The sequence below is a fragment of the Aliiroseovarius sediminilitoris genome, assembly GCF_900109955.1.
Classification (GTDB): Bacteria; Pseudomonadota; Alphaproteobacteria; order Rhodobacterales; family Rhodobacteraceae; genus Aliiroseovarius; species Aliiroseovarius sediminilitoris.
The window spans coordinates 862,235-886,299 of record NZ_FOJB01000001.1 but is presented as its reverse complement, the minus strand read 5'-3'; the positions used below and the strand labels follow the sequence as shown (position 1 = coordinate 886,299).

Annotated in this window: 26 protein-coding genes; 10 read left to right on the top strand and 16 right to left on the bottom strand. The window is 58.1% G+C overall.

Annotated features, from left to right (window positions below; genetic code table 11):
* The first annotated feature begins 5 nt into the window (after positions 1 to 5).
* Complete coding sequence (locus BMY55_RS04425) at positions 6 to 662, top strand: arylesterase (protein ID WP_091428649.1); 657 nt, start codon at positions 6 to 8, stop codon at positions 660 to 662.
* Positions 663 to 869: 207 nt separating this feature from the next.
* Positions 870 to 1,472 (top strand): response regulator transcription factor, encoded by a 603-nt coding sequence (locus BMY55_RS04420; protein WP_091428647.1) that lies wholly within the window; start codon positions 870 to 872, stop codon positions 1,470 to 1,472.
* A gap of 7 nt (positions 1,473 to 1,479) precedes the next feature.
* On the opposite strand, the gene ccoS is transcribed toward BMY55_RS04420, so the two are convergent.
* The 8 genes from ccoS to ccoN all read right to left on the bottom strand — a co-directional run bounded on the left by ccoS (position 1,480) and on the right by ccoN (position 9,581).
* Positions 1,480 to 1,641: a cbb3-type cytochrome oxidase assembly protein CcoS gene (gene ccoS / locus BMY55_RS04415; protein ID WP_091428644.1), complete on the bottom strand. Its 162-nt coding sequence runs from the start codon at positions 1,639 to 1,641 to the stop codon at positions 1,480 to 1,482.
* A gap of 3 nt (positions 1,642 to 1,644) precedes the next feature.
* The gene (locus BMY55_RS04410; RefSeq protein WP_091428642.1) at positions 1,645 to 3,840 is read right to left on the bottom strand and encodes a heavy metal translocating P-type ATPase; all 2,196 of its coding nucleotides are present in this window, start codon (positions 3,838 to 3,840) and stop codon (positions 1,645 to 1,647) included.
* A 31-nt stretch (positions 3,841 to 3,871) separates the two neighbouring features.
* A complete protein-coding gene (locus BMY55_RS04405) occupies positions 3,872 to 4,357 on the bottom strand; it encodes a FixH family protein (protein ID WP_091428639.1) in 486 nt (161 codons plus the stop codon).
* A 3-nt stretch (positions 4,358 to 4,360) separates the two neighbouring features.
* Positions 4,361 to 5,773 (bottom strand): cytochrome c oxidase accessory protein CcoG, encoded by a 1,413-nt coding sequence (gene ccoG, locus BMY55_RS04400; protein ID WP_091428636.1) that lies wholly within the window; start codon positions 5,771 to 5,773, stop codon positions 4,361 to 4,363.
* A 372-nt stretch (positions 5,774 to 6,145) separates the two neighbouring features.
* Entirely contained in the window at positions 6,146 to 7,018 is an 873-nt protein-coding gene (gene ccoP / locus BMY55_RS04395) for a cytochrome-c oxidase, cbb3-type subunit III (protein WP_091428633.1), read from the bottom strand.
* Positions 7,015 to 7,227 carry a cbb3-type cytochrome c oxidase subunit 3 gene (locus BMY55_RS04390; RefSeq protein ID WP_091432020.1) on the bottom strand — a complete coding sequence of 71 codons (213 nt, stop codon included), beginning with the start codon at positions 7,225 to 7,227 and terminating at the stop codon, positions 7,015 to 7,017. The genes ccoP and BMY55_RS04390 overlap by 4 nt, the downstream gene beginning before the upstream one ends.
* A gap of 12 nt (positions 7,228 to 7,239) precedes the next feature.
* Positions 7,240 to 7,965, bottom strand: coding sequence for a cytochrome-c oxidase, cbb3-type subunit II (ccoO, locus tag BMY55_RS04385; protein WP_091428632.1), 726 nt, complete (start codon positions 7,963 to 7,965; stop codon positions 7,240 to 7,242).
* Between the two features lie 14 nt (positions 7,966 to 7,979).
* A complete protein-coding gene (gene ccoN, locus BMY55_RS04380; RefSeq protein ID WP_091428630.1) occupies positions 7,980 to 9,581 on the bottom strand; it encodes a cytochrome-c oxidase, cbb3-type subunit I in 1,602 nt (533 codons plus the stop codon).
* Positions 9,582 to 9,794: 213 nt separating this feature from the next.
* Between ccoN and BMY55_RS04375 the strand changes: the two genes are divergently transcribed.
* Positions 9,795 to 10,634, top strand: a complete 840-nt coding sequence (locus BMY55_RS04375) for a universal stress protein (protein WP_091432019.1) — start codon at positions 9,795 to 9,797, stop codon at positions 10,632 to 10,634.
* 71 nt (positions 10,635 to 10,705) lie between these two features.
* Here BMY55_RS04375 and fnrL read toward each other — a convergent pair whose 3' ends face one another.
* Positions 10,706 to 11,446, bottom strand: coding sequence for a transcriptional regulator FnrL (fnrL, locus tag BMY55_RS04370; RefSeq protein ID WP_091432017.1), 741 nt, complete (start codon positions 11,444 to 11,446; stop codon positions 10,706 to 10,708).
* Between the two features lie 77 nt (positions 11,447 to 11,523).
* Between fnrL and hemN the strand changes: the two genes are divergently transcribed.
* Positions 11,524 to 12,879, top strand: a complete 1,356-nt coding sequence (gene hemN / locus BMY55_RS04365; RefSeq protein WP_091428628.1) for an oxygen-independent coproporphyrinogen III oxidase — start codon at positions 11,524 to 11,526, stop codon at positions 12,877 to 12,879.
* A gap of 10 nt (positions 12,880 to 12,889) precedes the next feature.
* Here the strand turns inward: hemN and BMY55_RS04360 are convergent, their stop codons facing one another.
* Positions 12,890 to 13,660 (bottom strand): alpha/beta fold hydrolase, encoded by a 771-nt coding sequence (locus tag BMY55_RS04360; protein ID WP_091428626.1) that lies wholly within the window; start codon positions 13,658 to 13,660, stop codon positions 12,890 to 12,892.
* 78 nt (positions 13,661 to 13,738) lie between these two features.
* Between BMY55_RS04360 and BMY55_RS04355 the strand changes: the two genes are divergently transcribed.
* On the top strand, positions 13,739 to 14,200 hold the full coding sequence (locus BMY55_RS04355) for an NUDIX domain-containing protein (protein ID WP_091428625.1): 462 nt from the start codon (positions 13,739 to 13,741) through the stop codon (positions 14,198 to 14,200).
* 53 nt (positions 14,201 to 14,253) lie between these two features.
* On the opposite strand, the gene BMY55_RS04350 is transcribed toward BMY55_RS04355, so the two are convergent.
* Positions 14,254 to 15,390, bottom strand: coding sequence for a hypothetical protein (locus tag BMY55_RS04350; RefSeq protein WP_091428623.1), 1,137 nt, complete (start codon positions 15,388 to 15,390; stop codon positions 14,254 to 14,256).
* A 128-nt stretch (positions 15,391 to 15,518) separates the two neighbouring features.
* On the opposite strand from BMY55_RS04350, the gene BMY55_RS16880 reads away from it, so the two are divergent.
* Positions 15,519 to 15,668, top strand: a complete 150-nt coding sequence (locus BMY55_RS16880; protein ID WP_177179286.1) for a hypothetical protein — start codon at positions 15,519 to 15,521, stop codon at positions 15,666 to 15,668.
* 11 nt (positions 15,669 to 15,679) lie between these two features.
* Here the strand turns inward: BMY55_RS16880 and groL are convergent, their stop codons facing one another.
* The 4 genes from groL to BMY55_RS04330 all read right to left on the bottom strand — a co-directional run bounded on the left by groL (position 15,680) and on the right by BMY55_RS04330 (position 19,693).
* Positions 15,680 to 17,320, bottom strand: a complete 1,641-nt coding sequence (gene groL / locus BMY55_RS04345; protein WP_091428622.1) for a chaperonin GroEL — start codon at positions 17,318 to 17,320, stop codon at positions 15,680 to 15,682.
* A 40-nt stretch (positions 17,321 to 17,360) separates the two neighbouring features.
* Positions 17,361 to 17,648, bottom strand: a complete 288-nt coding sequence (locus BMY55_RS04340) for a co-chaperone GroES (protein WP_091428620.1) — start codon at positions 17,646 to 17,648, stop codon at positions 17,361 to 17,363.
* A 185-nt stretch (positions 17,649 to 17,833) separates the two neighbouring features.
* A complete protein-coding gene (locus tag BMY55_RS04335; protein WP_091428619.1) occupies positions 17,834 to 18,958 on the bottom strand; it encodes a cytochrome-c peroxidase in 1,125 nt (374 codons plus the stop codon).
* Positions 18,959 to 19,039: 81 nt separating this feature from the next.
* A complete protein-coding gene (locus BMY55_RS04330) occupies positions 19,040 to 19,693 on the bottom strand; it encodes a DUF2161 domain-containing phosphodiesterase (RefSeq protein WP_091428616.1) in 654 nt (217 codons plus the stop codon).
* A 107-nt stretch (positions 19,694 to 19,800) separates the two neighbouring features.
* On the opposite strand from BMY55_RS04330, the gene BMY55_RS04325 reads away from it, so the two are divergent.
* The gene (locus tag BMY55_RS04325; RefSeq protein ID WP_091428614.1) at positions 19,801 to 20,721 is read left to right on the top strand and encodes a manganese-dependent inorganic pyrophosphatase; all 921 of its coding nucleotides are present in this window, start codon (positions 19,801 to 19,803) and stop codon (positions 20,719 to 20,721) included.
* A gap of 71 nt (positions 20,722 to 20,792) precedes the next feature.
* Here BMY55_RS04325 and BMY55_RS04320 read toward each other — a convergent pair whose 3' ends face one another.
* The gene (locus tag BMY55_RS04320) at positions 20,793 to 21,308 is read right to left on the bottom strand and encodes a hypothetical protein (RefSeq protein WP_143064280.1); all 516 of its coding nucleotides are present in this window, start codon (positions 21,306 to 21,308) and stop codon (positions 20,793 to 20,795) included.
* A gap of 222 nt (positions 21,309 to 21,530) precedes the next feature.
* Between BMY55_RS04320 and BMY55_RS04315 the strand changes: the two genes are divergently transcribed.
* From BMY55_RS04315 to BMY55_RS04305, 3 genes are all read left to right on the top strand, one after another.
* Positions 21,531 to 22,403, top strand: coding sequence for a TIGR01459 family HAD-type hydrolase (locus BMY55_RS04315; protein ID WP_091428611.1), 873 nt, complete (start codon positions 21,531 to 21,533; stop codon positions 22,401 to 22,403).
* A gap of 196 nt (positions 22,404 to 22,599) precedes the next feature.
* Positions 22,600 to 23,043 carry a MaoC family dehydratase gene (locus tag BMY55_RS04310; protein ID WP_091432015.1) on the top strand — a complete coding sequence of 148 codons (444 nt, stop codon included), beginning with the start codon at positions 22,600 to 22,602 and terminating at the stop codon, positions 23,041 to 23,043.
* 78 nt (positions 23,044 to 23,121) lie between these two features.
* Positions 23,122 to 24,060, top strand: coding sequence for a bifunctional riboflavin kinase/FAD synthetase (locus tag BMY55_RS04305; protein ID WP_091428609.1), 939 nt, complete (start codon positions 23,122 to 23,124; stop codon positions 24,058 to 24,060).
* The last annotated feature ends 5 nt before the right edge of the window (positions 24,061 to 24,065 follow it).

Sequence of the window (24,065 nt, the reverse complement as noted above, 5' to 3'; positions counted from 1 at the left end):
AAAACATGGTGATATCACGTGGATATGGGGTTTTGACCCGGTTTCTCAAGTGCTTGGCCGCAATCGTGTTGCTGTCGGGGACGGCGCGCGCCAGTGATGTCACGATCCTTGCGTTTGGTGACAGTCTGACCGCCGGATATGGGTTGCCCCAGCAAGACGGGTTCGTGCCCCAGCTTGAGGCATGGCTGAACGATCGTGGCGCAGACGCGACCATCATAAACGGTGGCGTTTCCGGCGACACCACGGCAGGCGGCGCGGCGCGGCTGGGATGGGTTTTGACGGACGACATCGACGTGGTTCTGGTGGCGTTGGGGGCCAATGACATGCTGCGGGGGACCGATCCACAGACGACTTATGCCAATCTCGATGCCATCCTGTCCGAGCTGTCGGCGCGCGATCTGCCCTGCTTGCTGATCGGCATGCCCGGTCCGGCCAATTTCGGCGCGGAGTATAAAACCGAGTTCGAACAGGTGTTCAAGCGGCTGGCGCAGGAACATGATATTCCGCTGTACCCCAGTTTTCTGGCCGGTCTGACCGATGCCGCCGGGTCCGCAAATGGCGCGCTTCAATATTTGCAAGAGGATGGGTTACACCCAACCGCCCAAGGTGTTTCCTTGATCGTTGACGCGTTGGGACCGGTGGTTTTGGACATTCTGCCCTAGTCTCATGGCGTCCTGACCAACTGTCAACACAGCCGCGATCTGTTGCACATTGCGCGGTGCTGTCTGCAAGACCTCACTTTCAGACAGGTTTTGGCCCGAAAACCTATCCCTAGTGACACCTGTTCGTCACCCGTTCGCTGTGCGAATGTTGCGCGCCAAAACCGGTCGTGGCCATGACGGCCACAAATCGCGAAGCGGAGCGCCGCTGTGACAATCCTGTTGGTGACAGAGGACCTTGCCATCCAGCGCAGGTTCACATCTGTTTTGAAACTGGGCGGTGACGTCCCGTTGCGCGTCTGCACGACGATACAAGAGGCCGAAACGCTGCTGCCTCGCATCACTGACCTGCAAGTCCTGGCAGTGGATTTTGGCACGCCGGGTCTTGGCGGGTTGAAAGCAATTACCCGTCTGATCAAAGCCCGCGCAAATGCGAGGGTGGTCCTGTTGATGCACACGCCATCCCTGACCATTGCACGGCAGGCATTGCGCCTTGGTGTGACCGCCTGCATCCCGGCCTTTTTGTCGAATGCAGACCTGAAAGCGGCCCTGAGTTTGGCCAAAGGACACAATGATCTGATCGTCCTGCCACAGGGTAGCATGTTGAAACCCGACAAAGAAAACCTGTTGTCGCGGCGCGAAGAGCAAATATTGGCGCTTTTATGTGACGGTCAGCAGAACAAGGAAATCGCGCATACATTCGGCATTCAGGAAGTGACGGTGAAAATGCATATGCGGTCGGTAATCCGAAAACTCGGTGCTCGAAATCGCACCCATGCAGCAATGATCGCGCGGGATCGCGGAATGGTATGAACCGCCCTTAATCCTCGGGCGGTGCGTCATCCCAACGGTCGCTTAGAATGCGGTGGCTGTCGCCGTCCGGGTCTTCATACTGCTCGCTTTTCAACGTCCAGAAAAACGCAGCCAGCCCCAGCCCGCCCAACAGAAGCGAGACAGGGATAAGGTAGACCAGCACGTTCATCGATCAGCCTTTCTTCAGCCGCAGGGCGTTCAATGACACTGTCACGGACGAGGTTGACATGGCAAGCGCCGCCGCCAATGGGGTTGCCAGCCCGATCAGGGCAATCGGGATCGCAATGGCGTTGTAACCCGCCGCGATGGCAAAGTTTTCCTTGATCCGGCGCGTTGCGGCTTTTGACATGTCGATCGCGCTGGACAGCGGTTCCATCGATTTGCCCAACAGAACAATATCCGACACCACGCGCGCCGCTTCCAACGCCGAGGCTGGCGAGATCGAGACATGGGCAGCTGCCAGTGCAGCGGTATCATTCAACCCGTCGCCAACCATCAGGACCTTCTTGCCCGCCTTACCCAGACGCGCGACATATTCTGCCTTGTCTTCAGGCAATGTGTCGGCTTTCCAGTCTGCGATGCCTACGCGGCCCGCGATATCGGCAACGGCAGCAGGCACGTCACCGGAAATCAGTGTGATACCCATCCCCTTGGCTTTCAGGGCGGTGATGGCGTCAGCCACCCCCGGTCGTAACGCGTCGGTAAAGGTGAAGGCGACCGGATGCGCGCCCGAGACGGACAGATAGGTTGCCGTCTGCCCAACCGCGTTGGCACCCAGCCATTCCGCACGGCCCAGACGCACGATTTTACCCTGCCAATTGCCTTCGACACCACGACCGGGCACTTCTTGCATCGCTGTCACCTGGGCGGGTTGCACACCCGCAGCACGCACCGCCTGCACCAGAGATTGCGCCAAGGGGTGGCTGGACCCTTCGGCAAGCGCCAAAGCGATTTCCAGATCGCAGGACTTGTGGCGGGACAGATCGCCCAATGCAGGCTTGCCCTCGGTCAATGTGCCGGTCTTGTCGAACACCACGTGATCGACTTCGGCCAGTCGTTCCATTGCAGTGGCGGATTTCAGCAGCATGCCTTGCTTGAACAGACGTCCCGACGCCGCTGTGGTCACGGCCGGCACGGCAAGGCCCAACGCGCAGGGGCAGGTGATGATCAGGGTCGCCACTGCAATGTTCATCGCCATGCGCCAGTCACCGGAATACCAGAACCAGAACAGGAACGCCGCAAAGGCCAGCAGGTGCACGACGGGCGCATAGACCGCCGCCGCCTTGTCTGCGAGCGACGTATATTTGTTGCGCGCGGTTTCCGCGATGGCCACCAGATCGGCCATCCGGTGCAAAGAGCTGTCACGCCCGGCCGCTGTCACGCGCACGGTCAGGGGGCCGGTCAGGTTCACCTCGCCCGCCGAGACGATGGTTTCAGGCGCGGCTGCAACCGGCAGGCTTTCCCCGGTCAACAAAGAACGGTCCAGCTCGCTTTCTCCTGTCACGACGATCCCATCCACCGGCACGCGGGCGCCGGGCACCACGCGCACGATGTCGCCGGGTGTCAGATCGGACACGGCCACCTGCTCATCCGCCTGCCCCTCAGCCACGCGGGCGGCACGTGGCACTTCAAGGGCGGCCAGTTCTTCCGCCGCTGATCGTGCAACCGCACGGGTGCGATAATCCAGATACCGGCCCGCCAACAGAAAGAAGGTCAGCGACAGGGCGGCATCGAAATAAGCGTGCTCGCCCGAATGCATTGTCTCATACAGAGACATGCCCAGCGCCAACAGGATCGCCAGCGAGATCGGCACGTCCATGTTCAGACGCCCCACCCTCAACGCCGACCACGCCGAACGAAAAAAGACCTGGCTGGAAAAACCGATGGTCGGAATCGCGATGGCCGCGCTGATCCAGTGGAACAGGTCACGGGTGGCGTCGGTGGCCCCAGACCAGACAGCAACGCTCAGCAGCATGACGTTCATCATGGCAAAACCCGCCACACCCAGCCGCATCAGCAAGTCCTTGCCCTGCTTGTCTGTCGCGGTCGAGGTCAATTGTCCCGGATCCAGTTCATAGGCTTCGAACCCGATCCCGGTCAGATAATCCGCCAGCGACTGCGCCTCAACGCCCGAATCGACATCGACTGTGGCGCGCTTCAGCGTCAGGTTCACACGGGCCGCGCGCACACCCGGCTGCGCGACAAGGCCGCGTTCGACTCCGGCAATACAGGCTGCACAATAGATTTGTGGCAAAGACAACATGACGCGCTGCGCCTCGTTCCCGTTGCCGCGATAGCCTTCACTTGCTTGTTCTTCCGCAAGCGGGGCCGCAGCGCAGGCTGGGCAGGCAGAGATCGGTGTGGCCATGGGTGAGTTCCTTGTCCGCAGTCAGTCGGGCCTATCTGGCCGAGACAAAGATCGGAATGCGACGTTGAAAGCTGGTGCCGTCTTCGGCAATGACGTTCAGGCGCAGGTTCCAGTTGCCCTCGCCCAGCTTACCAACCTGCGCCAGATAGGCGCCGCTTGACCCTTGATCGAAGGTTGGTTCCCGATCCTCTTTTACGTGCGTCGCGCGCCCCAAAAGACCATAGACGGACTTGACCGTGACAGCGTCACCTGCCCGATCCTTGATATCCAACACAAGAACCTCTCCGTCCATTTCGGCTGACACGTTCCAGCCCAAGGCCTCTTGGGCCGCTTTCTGAACATCAAATTTCTGGCTGGCGACGTAAGAGTTCTTGGTCTCCAGCCCCGGAAAGGTGTCAATGGCCGAGTATGCCATGAAGAGGTTCACACCAATGATCACAGCAAAGGCCGAGACCACAATGGCCAGAACATGCTTGCCGGTCAGTTCGAACTCTTTCTTGTCCTTTGGATTGGCCATCGCCTAGCGCCCCCTGCCGTTGAATACTGTGTCCACAGACACGCGGTCCCCGGTGATGCCATCGACAATCCAAAGGCGCAATTCGGTGCGCGCCGTGCGTGCCGCTTCGGACCCCGGAGGTGCAACCACATAGACCCGTTGTTTCGCTTCGGTGTCGGGAGGTGCAACCAGAACCAGTTTGTCGCTACCTTCCAACTCGATCACCATATCATTGCCATCGGCAAGCGAGAAGTAGTATGGCCATTCTTCGCCATGCCGGTTGCGCACACCCACGTCATAGGTGTTGCGGATCGCCCCGTCGGACAGCGTGACATACGTCGGATTGCGGACCGGGCGCACCGTCACGTCCACTTTCGGGCGAACGAACAACGCCACGGTCAGGGCGATGCCGACCAGTGCCCAAAGCGAGGTGTAAAGGATCGTGCGCGGGCGCAGCAGGTGTTTGATAACCGGGATTTTCTCGTTCCCGGCACGTTCATAAGCCTCGTCTTTCAGGGCCAGATAGTCGATCAGGCCGCGTGGTTTGCCCACTTTATCCATCATCTCGTCACAAGCATCGATGCACAGGCCGCAAGTGATGCACTCCATCTGCTGCCCATCGCGGATGTCGATGCCCATCGGGCAGACGTTCACGCAGGCATAGCAATCAATACAGTCGCCCAGATCTTCGCGATCCTTGCCCTTCCCGCGCGGCTCACCGCGCCAGTCGCGATAGGCAATCGTGATCGTATCCTCGTCCATCATCGCCGCCTGAATGCGCGGCCAGGGGCAAGCATAGATGCAAATCTGCTCGCGTGCGATACCGCCAAAAACAAACGTGGTCAGGGTCAGCACCAGCACCGTGGAATAGGCCAACGGATGTGCATTCCCAGAGACCAGATCGACCAAAAGCGTCGGCGCGTCCGCGAAATAGAACACCCATGCCCCGCCGGTCGCGACCGCGATCATGATCCAGAGCGTGAACTTGATCAGACGTTTGCGAATTTTCTCGGCGTTCCAGTTCTGACGATGCAGGCGCAGGCGTGCGTTGCGATCGCCTTCGACCCAGCGTTCAACAAGGATGAACAGATCGGTCCATACCGTTTGCGGACAGGCGTAGCCGCACCAGACACGCCCGGCGGCTGACGTGAACAGGAACAACCCAAGCCCTGCCATGATCAAAAGGCCCGCGATGAAATAGAACTCGTGCGGCCAAATCTCGATCCAGAAGAAATAGAACCGGCGGTTGGCCATATCCACCAATACCGCCTGATCAGGCAGGTTCGGCCCACGGTCCCAACGTATCCATGGCGTCAGATAATAGATACCCAGTGTGATCCCCATGATCCACCATTTCAAACTGCGAAACGCGCCCTTCACCCGCTTTGGGAAAATTGGCTCGCGCGGGGCGTAAAGCTGTTCGGGGGCGTCAGACATGGACGGATTCCAATCCTGATTTTCGGGTTGATCTTGGAACTAAGAACTATTCTACATTGCAGCCTTGATGTGGATCAAAGATTTTGACTGGGCCGTTCATGGGTTATGTGATTAGTCATTGATTATTATCAAGTTTCCATAATGTCACAGCGCCATCCCGTCGCAGCCGGTCAATTGGCCGCACCCAGAATGCAACCTGCTGCGGCCCGTTGCCTTTGAAACGATCCCGCACGCATGAAAAAGCCCGGTCGCTTTCAGGCAACCGGGCTTTCGATAAGGTGGCACCGACCCCGGAGAAACGCGCGAACAGGATCAGGGGTCGGTGCCGTTGACCGGGGAGTGAGGCCCCGGAACTTTTAGTTGGCCGATGGCTTACTCGCCGCCGCCCAACTGGTGAACATACGCGGATACCGCGTTGATCTGACTTTGACTCAGCTTGCCGCTCCAGGCAGGCATCACACCGAACGGGCCGGTGGCCACGACCTCGGTAATCGCTTCTTCGCTGTCGCCATACAGCCAGATGGCATCCGTCAGGTTGGGTGCCCCTTGGGTGCGATCGCCGGTGCCGTCGTCCTTGTGGCAAGCGGAACAGTTGTCGGCGAACAAGGTTTCCCCACCCGCCGCCAGTGCCATATCGGCATCGGGCTTGGTAACGGGCGACAGCGACATCACATAGTTGACCACCTGCGTGATTTCTTCATCGCTCAGATAATCGTCACCGAAGGCGGGCATCTCGGAATACCGGGTGTCTTCGTCATCTTCCGAGCGAATGCCGTGCTGAAGGGTCAGTTGAATATCTTCGATCGTGCCACCCCAAAGCCAGTCATTATCCAACAGGTTGGGATAGCCGACGTTGCCGGCAGCACCCGAGCCGTGACATTGCGAACAGAAGGTTGTGAATGTCGCTCGACCGGACTGAATTGCATAGTTGTGCAGATCGGTGCCTTGTTCCAACGTAGTCAGGTCAACCGAAGCCAACTGGGTTTCCAACTCACTGTTCATGGCCTTGAAGCGGTCGATTTCGGCTGCGACTTCCGCACGCGTAGAATAACCCAGATAACCCGCGGTGGCCCCTTTGATCAGCGGCCAGGCAGGATAGGCGATGGTATACCAAACACCCCAGATGATGGTCAGATAGAACACCCAGACCCACCAACGTGGCAGTGGGTTGTTGAACTCCTGGATACCGTCCCATTCGTGGCCGGTCGTCTCGACCTCTTTCTTTTCAACAGGTTTTTTACTCATTGCCGCAACTCCCTTTGAGCTGAGCTCCCGGATGTGTCCCGGTCACCGGCAGGTTTGTCTTCGTGGCGGAAGGGGATGTTGGCCGTATCATGATGAACCTTGCGGCCGCCTGGACGAAACGCCCAGACAACAACACCAAGGAAAAAGATGAACATGGCCAAAAGCACCCAGCTGTCAGCGAATTGGCGGAGCACAGAATAGGTGTCCATCATCCCAGCTCCTTACCGGCTCGGGTCAGGCGTGAAGGTCGAGAAATCGACCAACGTGCCCAACATTTGCATATAGGCGATCAGGGCGTCCATTTCCGAAACACCGGGCGCACCATCGAAGTTGCGCACTTGCGCCTTCGGATAACGTGCCAGAAGGCCATCGTAGTCGCTGTCAGGGTCGGCCTGCGCCAGCCAATCGGCTGCGGCGTTTTCCATCTGCTCGTCGGTGTAAGGCACACCAACGATCTGATTGGCTCTCATCAGGTCCTCGATATATGTCGGCTCGATCAAACGATCGGCCAAGAAGGCATATTTCGGCATGACCGATTCAGGCACGACCGACTGTGGATCTTTCAGGTGATCCACATGCCATTCGTCCGAGTAACGGCCACCGACGCGCGCAAGATCAGGCCCGGTCCGCTTTGATCCCCACTGGAACGGGTGGTCATACTGACTTTCAGCAGCCAGCGAGTAGTTACCATAACGCTCTACTTCGTCGCGCATCGGGCGGATCATCTGCGAGTGGCAGACATAGCAGCCTTCGCGGATATAGATGTTCCGACCCTCAAGTTCGAGCGGCGAGTAGGGGCGCATGCCCTCCACGTCCTCGATCGTGTTCTCGAGGTAGAAGAGCGGTGCGATCTCTACGATACCACCCACGGTGACAACCAGAAGGCTACCGACCAGAAGAAGTGTTGCGTTCTTTTCCAGAACGACGTGTTTGTCGAGAATTCCCATGGGTCCTTCCCTCCTTATTCTGCCGGAGCCGTTTGAGCGTCACTGGCAGTTTCCGCTGCCGGCGAACGCTTAACGGTCATCCAAAGGTTGTAGCACATGATCAGGGAACCCGAGAGGAACAGAACCCCTCCCATCGCGCGCACCACATACATCGGGAACTTGGCGGCAACGGTGTCGGCGAACGAGTTCACAAGGAAGCCTTGTGCGTCAACTTCTCGCCACATCAGACCTTCCATGATACCAGTCACCCACATCGACGCGGCGTAGAGCACGATACCGATGGTGGCGAGCCAGAAGTGCCAGCTGACCAATTTCAGGCTGTAAAGACCGGCGCGGTTCCACAGTTTGGGGACCAGGAAATAGAGCATCCCGAAGGTGATCATCCCGTTCCAGCCCAACGCGCCAGAGTGCACGTGACCAATGGTCCAGTCTGTGTAGTGTGACAGCGAGTTCACGGCGCGGATCGACATCATCGGGCCTTCGAAGGTCGACATGCCGTAAAAGCCGATAGACACAACCATCATGCGGATGACCGGGTCGGTGCGCAGCTTGTCCCACGCGCCTGACAGGGTCATCAGGCCGTTGATCATGCCACCCCAGCTGGGCATCCACAGGATGACCGAGAACACCATACCCAACGTGCCTGCCCAGTCGGGCAGCGCGGTATAGTGCAAGTGGTGCGGGCCGGCCCAGATATACAGGAAGATCAGCGCCCAGAAGTGGATGATCGACAGTTTATAGCTGAACACCGGGCGTTCGGCCTGTTTCGGCACGAAATAATACATCATGCCCAGGAAGCCAGCGGTCAGGAAGAACCCCACCGCGTTGTGGCCATACCACCACTGTGTCATCGCATCCTGCACGCCCGAGAAAAGTTGCACGGACTTCGACCCGAAGATCGACACTGGCATCGCGAGGTTGTTGATCACGTGCAACATCGCAATCGTGACAATGAAAGACAGATAGAACCAGTTGGCCACATAAATATGCGGTTCTTTCCGCTTCATGAGCGTGCCCATGAAGACCAGCAGATACGCCACCCAGACGACTGTCAGCCAAATGTCAGTGTACCATTCGGGTTCTGCATATTCTTTCGACTGGGTAGCGCCCAGCAGATACCCCGTTGCGGCCAGAAGGATTACGATCTGGTATCCCCAGAACACGAACCACGCCAGATTGCCGCCCCAAAGGCGCGCACCTGACGTTCGCTGAACGACATAAAACGACGATGTGATCAAGGCTGTCCCACCAAACGCGAAAATCACCGCTGACGTATGCAGCGGTCGCAAGCGACCGAAGTTCAGATACCCTTCGGCCCAGCCAAAGTTGAGGCTTGGAAAGGCCAACTGAAACGCGATAAACGTCCCAACCAGAAAGCCAACCGCGCCCCAGAAGGCGGTCAAGGCGACGCCCACGCGCACGGGGCCATCCATATAGCCGGTTGCGACCGCCTTCTTTTCACCCACCGTGCGGAGTGAAAAGACAAACAGGCCCGCCGCGATCAACACTATCAGGATTGCGTGTACCTGATAGGCGATGTCGCGGGCATAACTTGCAGCAATCGCGGCCAACACTGCGATGAGGCCGTAGATCGCCAATTTGAGATAATCCCACATTTTGCGTCCCTTCGTCTTATGTCCTACCCCCCTCCCACGACCGGATGGGGGCACTGTTCGACTTTTGTGGGTTTGGACCTATCCCTTCAAGCCTGCTTTGATCCATATCAAAACAACCCACTCACCGCAGAAAAACCCTGATTGACCCATGTCAAAGCGTCGCAGGCGCGACAGGGGCACGCTGCGCATCAGGCCAAATCGGAGGGCAAACTGATGAATTACCGAACCGTGACCACTATCGTCACTGACACCACCCATTGCAAAGGATCACTCGAAGCCGCCAAGGCGGTCGCCATTCAGCACGATGCCCATCTTGAGGTGCTGTGTCTTGGTATCGACCGGTCCCAACAGGGTTTCTATTACGCGGGGGCCTCGGCCATGGTTGTGCAGGACAATCTGGCGCAAGCCCGCGAAGACGCCATGGAGCTTGAGACGTTTGCCCGCCGGTCACTGACCGCTCATCCCTTGCCCTGGTCAAGTGATGCGCTGACTGCACAGATGGTGGCACTGAATGGTGCCATCGCACATCGGACGCGGTTTTCAGATCTCGTCGTCATGCCGCGGCCTTATGGCGAAGGTCGGGGTCACGACGCCGAAGCCATTGTCGAAGCTGCGTTGTTTGACGGCAATGTTCCGGTGCTGGTGATGCCCGACAACGCGGAATTTCCGCAAGCCGTCGGCAATGTCGTAGTCGCATGGAACGAAAGTCCGGAAGCCTTGCGGGCGGTACGCCAGGCGCTGCCGTTCCTGCGTGAGGCCGACTCGGTCTCCATCGCCATCATCGACCCGCCGCAGCACGGGCCAGAGCGGTCTGATCCCGGCGGGGCACTCAGCCAATTGCTTGCGCGGCATGGCGTGCGGGCCGAGGTCTGCGTGCTGGCCAAGACCATGCCACGCATCTCGGATGTCCTGAACAGACATGCGCGTGACCGCGATGCGGATATGATCGTCATGGGGGCCTATGGGCATTCGCGGTTCCGCGAGTCGATCTTAGGTGGTGCGACACGTCACATGCTGGAAGTGGCCGATCTGCCGATCGTCCTCGCCCACTGACATCATCGACAAAGAAAAGGGTGCCGGCATCGGCGCCCTTGATGTTTTCGACCTGTTCGTCGCGTCAAGTCTCAGGTGATCGGGGCACCATCCACATCGTCGCCAGTCTCGGCGACAAGCGCCTGTAGATCGGGAATAATGACCCTGCGCTTGCCCTGAAGCTCGATTACTCCGGATTTTTTCAACGCCGACACCTGACGACTCACGGTTTCCAGAGTCAGACCAAGGTAGTCCGCCATCGATTCGCGCGTCAGTGGTAATTCAAAGCTCATCCCATCATGCGGCGGCTTCTTATACAAAGAGGCATCCCTGCGCGCCAGAATGGCCAGCAAACTGGCAATCTTTTCGCGCGCCGTCTTGCGACCCAGCACCAGCATCCATTCACGCGCGCTGTCCAACTCGTCCAACGTCATCTGCAACAGACGCGTGCCAATGGACGGTGTCTTCTCCATCATATCTTCAAACGGTTTTTTGCGGAAACAGCACAGCGTCAGATCCGTGACAGCCACAACATCGAATGGGGCCGCATCACGACCCGGCCGCCCGATGAAATCCGAGGGAAGCAACAGGCCGACCATCTGCGTGCGCCCGTCCTCCATGGTCTGGCTAAGCGTCGCAATACCACTGACAACGCTGGACACGAACTCCATCGGATCACCGGACCAGATCACCGGCTGACCCGCTTCGAAGGTTCGATAATATTTGATCGCGTCAAGCTGCTCCAATTCGTCAGGTTGGCACCGCGCGCACACGGCGCGGTGGCGAATTGGGCAGCTGCCACAATCACGGGTGTTAAAGCGGAGTTCGTTCATTATTTTTTCAACAAGAGATGTGTCTTGTTTGATCCTGATCAAAGTTGGGCGCGCGTTTGTCATCCAAACCTATGCGAATGCAGACCACTACGCAACTCAAACGCCTCGGTCTTTTTGACGCGCGCGTGCCCCGCTACACCAGCTACCCGACCGCCCCGCATTTCAAGGCGGGAATCGGCGCTGAAACCCTGTCAGACTGGATCAGCGCAATCCCCGCGAATGAGGCAGTATCGCTATACGTGCATGTTCCGTTCTGCCGGCGTCTGTGCTGGTTCTGTGCTTGCCGCACCCAAGGCACAACCACAGCAGAGCCGGTCGCGGCCTATGTGAACAGTCTGAAGCAAGAGCTTGCCACGATCAAAGATCTGCTCGCCGACGGGATCAAACTGGAGCATCTGCATTGGGGCGGCGGGACACCGACCCTGTTGCAGCCCGAGATGATCAGCGATCTGACCAATGCGATTCTGACCACCGCGCCACTGGCGCCCGGTGCGCAATTCTCGGTCGAGATCGACCCGTCCGAGATTGATGACGCAAGGTTGGATGCGCTGGCGGCGGCGGGGATGAACCGGGCCTCGATCGGGGTGCAGGATTTCGACCCGATGATTCAAGAGGTTATCGGCCGCCCACAAAGCTATGAAATCACCAAACAGGCCGTGGACGGCCTGCGCGCGCGTGGCATCAACAGCCTGAACATGGATATCCTGTATGGTTTGCCGCACCAAAACACGGCGCGTATCACGGATTCGGTCGAAAAGCTGATCAGCCTTGGCCCCGACCGGGTGGCACTGTTCGGCTATGCCCACGTCCCATGGGTGGCACGTCGTCAGACCCTTATTCCGACCGAGGCATTGCCATCCGCCGAAGAACGGCTAGAGCTTTACAACACCGCCCGCGATCTGTTCATTGCCGCCGGTTATGACGAGATTGGCATCGACCACTTCGCCCTGCCCTCGGACGGTCTGGCCAAGGCCCATAAGGCCGGAACCATGAAGCGGAACTTCCAAGGCTATACCGAAGATGTGTCAAAGGTGATGATCGGTGTGGGTGCCAGCTCGATCGCGCGTTATCCGCAAGGTTATGCACAAAACGAGCCTGCCACGTCGAAATATCAAGCCGCCGTGCGTGACGGTCGCTTGGCGGGCGCAAAAGGCCACGTCTTTACCAAGGATGACCTTGCCCGTGGTCGCGTAATCGAAGAGCTACTGTGCTATTTCCGCGTCAATTTCGCCAAACTGGCGGAAGAATTTGCCCGCCCTGTCGACGACTTTCTGTCCATGGTCGATGGATTGGAACAGGCGATGCCGGGCACCACCGTCCTTGACGGAACCATGCTTTCCATTCGGCCCGAAGCACGCCCTGTCGCCCGCATGATCGCACGGCATTTCGATGATTACGAGATGAATGAAAGCGGCCACAGCCAGGCTGTTTGATCGCCCTGCACTAACGGTCCTTGCGCAGGGTGCGGTTGCGGTATCCCGCTTCGGTGGCGATGTCATCCAACACCTGCGCCAAGGTCAGGTCGTGATCAAACTTGCCGTTTTTCAAGAATTCCGTGACCTGCGCGATCACCAAAGGGTTCACCATCATGAACGTATGTGTCACGGGCAGAACGATATGGTCGTTCATGCCGCTGATCCGCGTATTGTCCACCGACACTTTGCCATCATCTTCGCCGTCGATCACCGCTGAATAGATCGGGTTCAGGGACCGATTGCCTGCGATAACACCCAGTTCGAAGGCTGCATAGCCGGTGCGGTTGGGCACCGAATCCTCGCCGGTGCCAAGTTGCAACCCTGCTGGCCCGTTCAACCATTCAAATGGCTCAAGATCTCCAAATGCATCGACCAGTTGCGACCCCTGATTGGGCGGGGCCATCATCACCACACGTCCCATATTGGCGGGGCGATTATCCTGCAACCAGACGCGCGCAAGGATACCACCCATCGAATGGGTCACGAAATTCACTTTCTGATCGCCACAGGCCTCCAACGCAGGCGGGATAGCGGCTTCGACCAACACACCAATTTCAGCCTTGGTCGACGGGTAGCCCAAATTGACCACGTCATAGCCCGCAACGCGCAGGCTTTCCTCCATCACCCACAAGGATGACGGCGTTCGCGCGAGACCGTGCAAAAGGATAACGCACTCCGCCCGCGCGGGCGCGGCAAGCGCGGTGGCAAATCCAAGGGCAAGGGTCAATGTTCTGATCATATCGGATAAATACGCATCACACCGGCAGGATGCGAGAGGCGGCTTGTCACAGGGAGGTGGATAAGCAAATCTTGGCGCATGTCGATTTCGTTCAAAACGCCCCGATTGGCTGTGCGCGGCCTGATCCTGCATGAGAGCCGCCTGTTGATGGTCAATGCCTACGGCGGCGGCGTGTCAGACCTGCTGTGCCTGCCCGGAGGCGGGGTCGAGCCGGGTGCGAGCCTGCCAGACAACCTGATCCGCGAAGTGCATGAGGAAACCGGTCTGACCATTTCTGTCGACGCCCCCGCGCTGGTGAACGAGTTTCATGACCCCGGCACCGGTTTCCACCAGGTTGAGATTGTCTTTCACTGTCAGTTAAAATGCGGGCGTCTCGATCCTGCATGGCAAGACCCAGAGGCGATCGTGACGGACCGAAAATGGGTCAGCCGGGATCAGATCGCTGGGCTGCACGTCCGCCCGCTATCCTTGCCTGATCTGGCTTGGGGCGATGCACAGGTCGCTCCATCTTATGACGCTTTGGAAGCCATTGTCAGATAAGAAACGCCCCCGGCAACTTGCACTGTCAGGGGCGTTGTCAGTTTCAGATTAGGTCAGCGCACTTCGGTATAGAAGCCCGGCGCAAACCAGCGGATAATTAACGCCCCGGCCCCGGTAACGGAAACAGCCAGTGCGGCGATCCAACCGATAAACGGGATCATAGCCAGGATCGTGATCGACACCGCGCCCACAAGTGCCGCGACTGCGCGTTCCCCCAGTGTTTCCGGAAGCGGGCGGTTGGCTGCGCCCAACATCCCAACGCCAAGAATATAGGTGCCAATCACATAGCCTGCGATGCCCAAGAGGATTGCCAAGACGATGGAGACGGGAATCAACAGGATACCGAACCCAGTCATGGCAAGCAGGAACAGGGATCCGGCCAGCGCCGAAATGGTCAGAAAGCCCATCCAAAGCGCGCGGGCAGGTGTTTCCAAAGTGCGCAACCGCAACGCAAGAAGGAATGTCGGTGCGAGTGCCGCAATCAGAGTAACCACCGCTGTCAGAATCAGGATTGCCGTGATCTTGCCACCCAGCCATGCCCCCCAGCCAGAGCCGGACCTCTCAATCGTAGCCCCGCCTTCGGGATCAGCGCTGGCGTCAAACTCGTCGACATTGTGCCGCTCGATCCGGTCTTCGGGGGCCACGCTGTCTGGGATTTCAATGCCGTTCGGATCATCGGAATACAGGTAAAGCGTGCCTTCTATCCGGGCATCATCTCCAAAGCTGATGTTATCAACCGAGAAGCTGGCGTCACCAGCAATCACGCCTGTCAACAGGATGTTTTCGGCCGCCACCAAGGCGCTGTCGCCAACGGCTCCGTTGATCTCAATCCGTTGGGCGGCGGCGCGCAGGTCGCCTGCGACATCATCATTGACCAGAACCGTATCGCCCAGCAGGTGCGCGTCACCGCCGACACCGCCGGAAACATTTACGTTCATCCCGGCGGCATAAAGACTGTTCCCCACGGGTCCCGAGATTGACACCGAGCGGCCACCGGCATGGGCGCTGCCTTCAATCGGTGCGGACACCACAACCGTGTTGCCTGCGATGAACACGTCGTCCACCGCGTCACCTGTCAGGGTCACGTTGTCCCCGGCCATATAGGCGTCGTTGCCGAAGCGATAAACCTCTTGCGCGGTGGCAGGCACAGCCAGAAGGGTCACGAAAAGAAGGATGAAGGATCGAAGCATGGCAGTCCCCGCCAAATGGTTATGTTACACCCATTAACATACAGGGTGCTTCAACCTTTTGTAAGGGGTCAGCATGAAAATTCCACCACAAAGAAAAGGGCGCCCGAAACGAGCGCCCTTCAAATATCATGGTTGGCATTCAACAGATTGGCCTTGCGGCCAATCACCTGTCGCCGGGTAGCTTTCGGCAGATTGGCCTTGCGGCCAATCGCCTGTCGCCGGGTAGCTTTCGGCAGATTGGCCTTGCGGCCAATCGCCTGTCGCAATCGAATTCCTAGCGGAATTCGATTTACATCATGCCGCCCATGCCGCCCATGTCGGGCATTCCGCCACCACCCTGGCCTTCTTTTTGCGGCTTGTCGGCCACCATGGCTTCGGTGGTGATCAGCAAACCAGCGATCGAGCCGGCGTCTTCCAACGCGGTGCGTGTGACTTTGGCCGGGTCAATGACACCGAACTTGAACATGTCGCCATATTCCTCGGTCTGGGCGTTGAAACCGAAGGTCACATCGTCGCTTTCACGGACTTTGCCAGCAACCACGGCACCGTCAACTCCCGCGTTCTCAGCGATCTGGCGCAGCGGAGCTTCCAAAGCGCGCTGGACAATGCTGATACCTGCGTCCTGATCGGCGTTCTCGCCTTTCAGACCTTTCAGCGTCTTGCCAGCCTGCACCAGGGCAACACCACCCCCAACGATCACGCCTTCTTGCACGGCCGCACGGGTCGCGTTCAGGGCATCGTCAACGCGGTCTTTGCGCTCTTTCACTTCTACTTCGGTCATGCCACCCACGCGGATCACGGCAACACCGCCTGCCAGCTTGGCAACGCGCTCTTGCAGCTTCTCACGGTCGTAGTCCGACGTGGTTTCTTCGGCTTGGGTGCGGATCTGAGCGACACGCGCTGCGATCTCGGCCTTCTCGCCAGCACCGTCGACGATGGTCGTTTCGTCTTTGGTGATCTGGATTTTCTTGGCCGAACCCAGCATGTCCATGGTCACGCTTTCAAGCTTCATGCCCAGATCTTCCGAGATCACTTGACCACCGGTCAGGATCGCGATGTCTTGCAGCATGGCCTTGCGGCGATCACCGAAGCCCGGCGCTTTGACAGCAGCGATTTTCAGGCCACCACGCAGCTTGTTGACGACCAGGGTTGCCAGCGCTTCGCCTTCAACATCTTCAGCGATGATCAGCAGCGGTTTTTGCGACTGAATGACCGATTCAAGCAACGGCACCATAGGCTGAAGCGACGACAGTTTCTTTTCGTGCAGCAGAACAAGGCAGTCGTCCAACTCGGCGATCATCTTGTCAGGGTTGGTGACGAAATAGGGCGACAGGTAGCCACGGTCAAACTGCATACCTTCAACAACTGTGGTTTCGGTTTCGAGGCCTTTGTTTTCCTCGACCGTGATCACGCCTTCGTTGCCGACTTTCTGCATCGCGTCTGCGATCTGACGGCCGATTTCAGCTTCGCCGTTGGCCGAGATGGTGCCAACCTGTGCAACTTCGTCGGAGTCCTTAACTTCGCGAGCCATCTCTTTCAGGCTCGAAACAACCTTGGCAACAGCAGTATCAATACCGCGCTTCAGGTCCATCGGGTTCAGACCAGCGGCAACCTGCTTCAGACCTTCGCGAACAATCGCTTGGGTCAGAACGGTGGCCGTGGTGGTGCCGTCACCGGCTTCGTCATTTGTGCGGCTGGCGACTTCTTTCACCATTTGCGCGCCCATGTTTTCGAACTTGTCCTCAAGCTCGATTTCTTTGGCGACCGTCACACCGTCTTTGGTGATGCGGGGGGCGCCGAACGATTTGTCAAGAACCACGTTGCGGCCTTTCGGGCCAAGGGTCACTTTGACAGCGTCAGCGAGGATATTGACGCCACGCAGCATTGCGTTGCGGGCATCGGTGTCGAACTTTACGTCCTTAGCAGCCATTTAGCTTACTCCTGGAAATACGTGTAAATCGGTCAGACGATCAGGCAATGATGCCCATGATGTCGGATTCTTTCATGATCAGCAGCTCTTCACCGTCGATGGTGACTTCGGTGCCGGACCATTTGCCGAAAAGGATTTTGTCGCCTTCCTTGACGTCCATGGCGATACGATCACCGTCGTCGTCTTTGGCGCCAGCGCCTACGGCAATAACCAGACCTTCGGCCGGTTTTTCTTTGGCGCTTTCCGGAATGATCAGGCCGCCTGCTGTTTTCTCGTCGCTTTCGACGCGGCGGACCAACACGCGGTCATGCAGTGGTGTAAATGCCATTTGCTGAGACTCCCTAAGCTCAGTTTCAGTTCTCTTAGCACTCACCGGATGCGAGTGCTAACGGCGCAGAGTTAGGGAGTCATCCTCGGGCTGTCAAGCAGTCGGATCAGAAATTTGGATCGACATTGCACAGCCAATTACACAGTCAGCCGACATGAGCAACCAATTGACCGGTTTCACTTGGCTTACTCTTCCAGCAAATGTTCATACCGGGCATCTGTCAGCGCCTTCATAAACGCGACCAGCGCATCAATGCGTTTGTCGTCCAGCGCGGGTCCATGGATCAACTCTGTCACCGCCAGATTCTGCGGAATTTCCGGCATCACCCAAGGTTTACCGGTCTCGGGGTTGATCTGCCGGTCTTTGTCCAGCGTGTTGTACTTGTTGTAGAACAGAACAACGGTGCGTAGGTCCTTGAACACGCCATTGTGCATGTATGGTCCGGTAACTGCGACATTGCGCAGCGTCGGCACCTTGTAGCGCCCACCCGCATCAGCGGTGTCGATAGCGGGGTTCGCCAACAAGCCAAGATCCGGTCCCTCAACACCATTCGCAGCGCGCACATCGGCGTTCACGGGTGTCCCGATGTTATGGTATTCATAGTTGGTGAAGGTCTCATCCTCGGCGATGGGCGAGGGACGCAACTGGTGACACAGGTTGCAATTGGTGAACTGCTCGGAAAAGAACAATACGCGTCCTAGTTCCTCTTGATCCGTCAATTCCGCCTCACCGCGCAGAAAACGATCATACTTACTGTCGAACGGCGAAAAGAAATCCGTGCGTTCAAACGACGCGATAGCTTGGGTCATGGCGTCATACGTGGCGCTATCATCATCCCAGATCGCGTCACCGAACAGCGATATGAACGATGTAACATAATCCGCATTCTCAGACAGCCGCGCGACGACCGATGCCTCGTCCGGCATCCCCATCTCGATCGGGTTAAGGGGCGGCCCACCCGCCTGCCCTGCAAGCCCGGCGGCGCGCCCATCCCAGAACATGCCGCCGCGCCAGGCCTTTTTGTCCAACTGCTCAAACTCAGGCGTGAACTTTGCATAGGCCGCCGTCGGAGCGGAACGGTCGCCAAGGCTTTCACCGTCATCCCCCAACGACACCGCACGCCCGGCGTCCGTTTCGCGCGGATCGACAAAGCCGTAATCCGGGTCGTGGCACGTCGCGCAGGATTGCGTCCGGTTCTTTGACAGGTTCACATCGAAAAACAACGCTTCGCCCAAGTCTTCAAGGCTGTCGAAAGCGGCGGCAGGTGACACCAGCCCGACCATAAGAACCAAGGTTAGAAACACGCGCATGAACAAAGCTCCTGATCATTCCGATCCGCTGTTAATCGAGAATCAGAGGGATGGGAATTGATCCCGATCAAAAAAGTCGGATTAATTTTGAAGCGCTGCGCGCCCTTCGTCGGTCAAACCGTAAATGCCGCGCTCGACCCGCTCGAACCAGCCATAGTGATTGATTGCCATCATACGCGTCGCAGTTGTGACGCCGGTTGCCTTGGCAAGAGCAGCCCCTTTCATCGGCCCCTCTTTCGCAAGACAGGCGGCCAGTTTCTCGGCGTCCTGCCGATAGGCCGTCACCAGCTTTCCGTTTGTGCCACCCGTGTTGGGATCACCATCGCGGCGGGCGAACTCGGACAGCAAGCGAGCCGTCTTGACCTTGCATTTTCGTGGCTGAAACGGGCCGGGATCAGCATGGACCTGCACCAGCCCTTCTTTCAGGCGCACCGACAGAACCCCCAACCCAAGCCGCCGACACAGCCCCAGATTGCCTTTGAACGACCGCCATCCAGGTTTCCCCGACCAGCGCGGTACGGCCACATAGACCAGATCGGTGACAGCCTGCCGTGCGACAGCCTGTTGCAGCAAAGTCAGGGAAAACCCGGCTTTCAGTTCGACAATCACCGGCGGCTCGCCATCACGGATCGCCATCACATCCGCTGGCCCGACCTCGGATTTCACCTCATAACCCACCCCTTCCAGCCAAGCTTTCACAGGCGCATACAGATCGGTTTCGGCAGGTTTCGACATACGCAAACCTTAGCGACAAAACGCCGGGGCGAACAACCCGTGACAAGCCGCTACCTCGCTCTTATAAGTCGCGCAAACAGCTTTGAATCAAAGACGGATAAACCAAAATGACCACTCTTGTTTTCGGCCACAAATCGCCCGACACCGACTCGACCGGCTCGCCGCTGGTCTGGGCCTGGTATCTGAATGAGGTGCGAGGCGTGGACGCCAAGCCAGTATTGCTGGGCCAGCCCAACACCGAAGCCGCCTTCATGTTGAAGCGCTGGGACTTTGACATGCTTGATATTATCGAGGACGTGGCTGACGACCAGCCCTGCGTCATCGTCGACACCAACAACCCGGCCGAACTGCCTGCCAACATCAATGGCGCAGACGTGCAGGCAATCATCGACCACCACAAGCTGGTCGGCGGCCTGGAAACCAAAGGCCCGATTGACATCACCATCCGTCCGCTCGCCTGCACCGCGACCATCATGTATGACCTGATGGGCGATGACGCGGCCAAGATGCCCGACAACATCAAAGGGGCGGCCCTGACCTGCATCCTGTCTGACACGCTTGAATTCCGCTCGCCCACCACCACCGACCGCGACCGCGAAGTCGTGGCCGCGCTGGCCGCTGATCTTGGCGTTAACGTGTCCGACTATGCCGCCGAGATGTTCGCCGCCAAGTCGGACGTGTCGGAGTTCTCGGACGCCGAGTTGATCCGCATGGACTCGAAAGAATACGAAGTCGCCGGCAAGAAATTCCGCGTCAGCGTACTGGAAACCACCGCGCCGGAAATCCCGCTGAACCGCAAGGCCAGCCTGATGGAGACATTCAAAACCGTCGAGGCCGAGGACGGCGTCGATCAGGTGCTTCTGTTCGTCGTGGACATCCTGAAAGAGGAAGCAACCCTGCTGGTCCCCAACGATCTGGTGAAAACCGTGGCTGAAAAGAGCTTCGGCGCGAAGGTTGACGGTGACGTGGTTGTCCTGCCGGGTGTGATGAGCCGGAAGAAGCAGATAATTCCGCACTTGGCTGTTTAAAACAGATTGGGCATATGAAATGAGAAAGCCTGCGCAGATCGCGCAGGCTTTTTTATCGGAAACTTCCTACCTCAATCCAAACCAAGTGTAACCAAACAAAGCCCAACACGGCGAACAAAGCTCCAGGCCACTGACCAGCCCGCCTGCCTTACGCAATTTGCTGCATCCGTTGCCCTTTGCCTGATCGTGTCTTTTTGATTGGTTGCACGCCAGCATTTTACCGTTTGCTTGATCACACTCGCGGTCGCGCCTTTTATTAGGCAACCGACCACCGGATCTACTGCGCCAACAACCGTTGCAAGTTGGTCCGCAGTTGCAAAAGCCTCGTCCAACGCCGCTTCGTCGGGCGCATCTTCGGAACCGCCATTCAGCTGAAGCTCACCTAAATTTTCATCGTCATGATACAGGCCAATCAGGCCCGTCTCTCCCTCAGCGCGAACCTGAAAGCTTGCAGTTCGATCTTCGCCATCCTCCGTCCAAATGAAGGATAGATCGGTGACAACTTCGCCTTCATGAACGCGGTCCATAACAATCTCGGCAAAAACTTGATAAGAACCAGTTGGAGTGTTGATACTCTGACTAAACACTGCTCGTCTCCCATCTTGTAATAAGGTGGCGGCATTCTACCACAAATGAACCTGTGAGCCGAACGCGCACCCCAAAAGGTTAATCTTCCCCCACCGCTTGCTTGGCTGCAATTTTTAAGCTGGCTGGTTCTCGTGTTGAGGTCTCCAGCCTCGAATTCAATACTCCCCCTAGCCACCTCCTTTCCCCTCTGCCATATCTTCCTTTCAAGCAGGAGACCCACCATGACCCGCATCATCGAAAACCTCAGCGAGATTTCCGCCAACTACGACGCCTTCTTCGTGGACCTCTGGGGCTGCGTGCACGACGGGGTGCATCCCTTTGACGACGCGGTCGCGGCATTGCGCGAAGTTCGCGCGAACGGCGGATTTGTCGTTCTTGTCACCAACGCACCGCGGCACCGGACATCGGTCGAGGGGCAGTTGGACCAGATCGGCGTGCCGCGCGACTGCTGGGACACCATCGCCACGTCGGGTGACAGCGCACGTGCCGCGATGTTCACGGGCGCGGTGGGCAATAAGGTCTGGTTCATGGGCGAGGCGCACGACCGGTCCTTTTTTGACCCGATGGCCATCATCGACGACCCGGTCGACATTGAAGAGGTCGAATTGAAAGACGCCGAGGGAATTGTCTGCTGCGGCCCGTTTGACCCGCTTGCCCACCCTGACACACTGCGCCCGCAACTTCTGCTGGCCAAGCAGAACGGGCTGAAACTGCTCTGTGCCAACCCCGATATCGTGGTGGATCGAGGCGAGACCCGCGAATGGTGCGCCGGTGCCATCGCCCAGCTTTACACCGAGATGGGGGGCGAAAGCCTTTATTTCGGAAAGCCCCACCCACCGATCTATGATCTGGCGCGCCGCCGCATGATCGCTGAAGGTCGTTCAGTGGATAACTCCCGCATCCTTGCCATCGGTGATGGCATCTTGACCGATATCAAGGGCGCGCAGGGCGAAGATATTGATTCTCTGTTCATCACAGGCGGATTGGCACGCGACGAAACACAGACAGACCGGCAACCGGACGCGGATGCGCTTGGGCGGTTTGTCGCGGCGGAAATGGTCACGCCGACCTATGCGATCGGGTTTCTGCGTTAGGATCCAACCCAACAAGACCTTATGAAAAAGGACTTTCACGACATAGGTGGGGCTTGATCTCTTTTGCGTTGGATTTATCCAGCCCGACAGATGCGATCATCCCGGATTACATTTCCGCTTGATTTTCTGCAGCTGCAAAGTAATATTATTGCCAATCCAGACGATTAATCGTCTTTTTATGACCCGGAGGATCCTGATGTTGGACAATTTCCCGCGCGGCACGATCTGCATTGAAGAGCTGGAAATCGGCATGTCGCGACATGTCACCAAGGAAGTCACCGACCGGGATATCGAGATGTTCGCCGAAATCTCGACCGATCGGAACCCGGTGCATCTGGACGACGACTATGCCAATGACACGATCTTTGAAGGGCGGATTGCTCATGGCATGCTGACCGCCGGCCTGATTTCTGCAGTGATCGGCGAACAGCTTCCGGGCCACGGCACCATCTATATGGGTCAAAGCCTGACTTTTCTCGCCCCTGTGCGCCCCGGCGACACCGTGCGCGCAGAAGTCACGGTGCTGGACATTGACCACGCCAAGCGGCGCGTGACGCTGAAGACCGAATGCCTTGTCGATGGAAAACCGGTTCTGAAAGGTGAAGCCAAGGTTCTGGCGCCGTCGGCCAAGTTCGACTGACCCCTCCGCAAACCGGAAAACCGATCGCGCTGCGCCGCTGGGCTTGCACCTGTTCGCGCGGGGCGATAATGCCACCACATGCGGATCATTCGAGATTACCAGTTTGTCGAAGAAACAGATCGCGGGGCGTCCGCCGCGATCGGAAATTTTGACGGCGTACATCTTGGCCATCAATACGTGATCGACATTGCGCGTGCGCAGGCAAAGGCCAGCAAGACCCCGCTGGGCGTCATGACATTCGAACCACATCCGCGCCAGTATTTCGCGCCGAAAAGCCCCCCCTTCCGGTTGATGAGTGCGGATGCCCGCGCCCACAGGTTGGAAAAGCTGAAGGTGGAGCGGCTCTATGAACTTAGTTTCAACGATACATTGTCCGCCCTTGCCCCCGAAGAGTTTGCCCAACGCGTGATCGTCGATGGGCTGGCCCTGAGCCACGTGGTCATAGGCGAGGACTTCCATTTCGGCAAAGGTCGCGCGGGCAAGTCAAGCGACATGGTCGCCTTGGGTGATCAGCTTGGATTTGGCGTGACCGTCGCCCCCTTGATGTCGGATGAAGTTGGCGAAGTGAGTTCCACCGCCATCCGCGACGCGCTGACCGACGGCCGGCCACGCGACGCCGCGCGCATGCTGGGCCACTGGCACCGGATCGAAGGCGAGGTAATTCGCGGCGACCAACGCGGGCGTGATTTGGGCTATCCCACCGCGAATATGTCCATCGCCGGGCTGCACCCGCCGAAATTCGGCGTCTATGTCGTCGAGGTCGATATTCTGACCGGACCGCATAAGGGAAGCTATGGCGGCGCTGCGTCGATGGGCACCCGCCCGATGTTCGGCGAAAACCGCCCCAACCTTGAAAGCTTCCTCTTCGACTTCAAGGGCGACATCTATGGCGAGCAGGTTTCGGTCGCCCTGATCGACTATCTGCGTCCCGAACAGGTGTTTGATGGGCTGGATGCCCTGATCTCTCAGATGGATGCAGATTGCGCCCGTGCGCGCGACATTCTGGCGAAGGTATGAGGCCA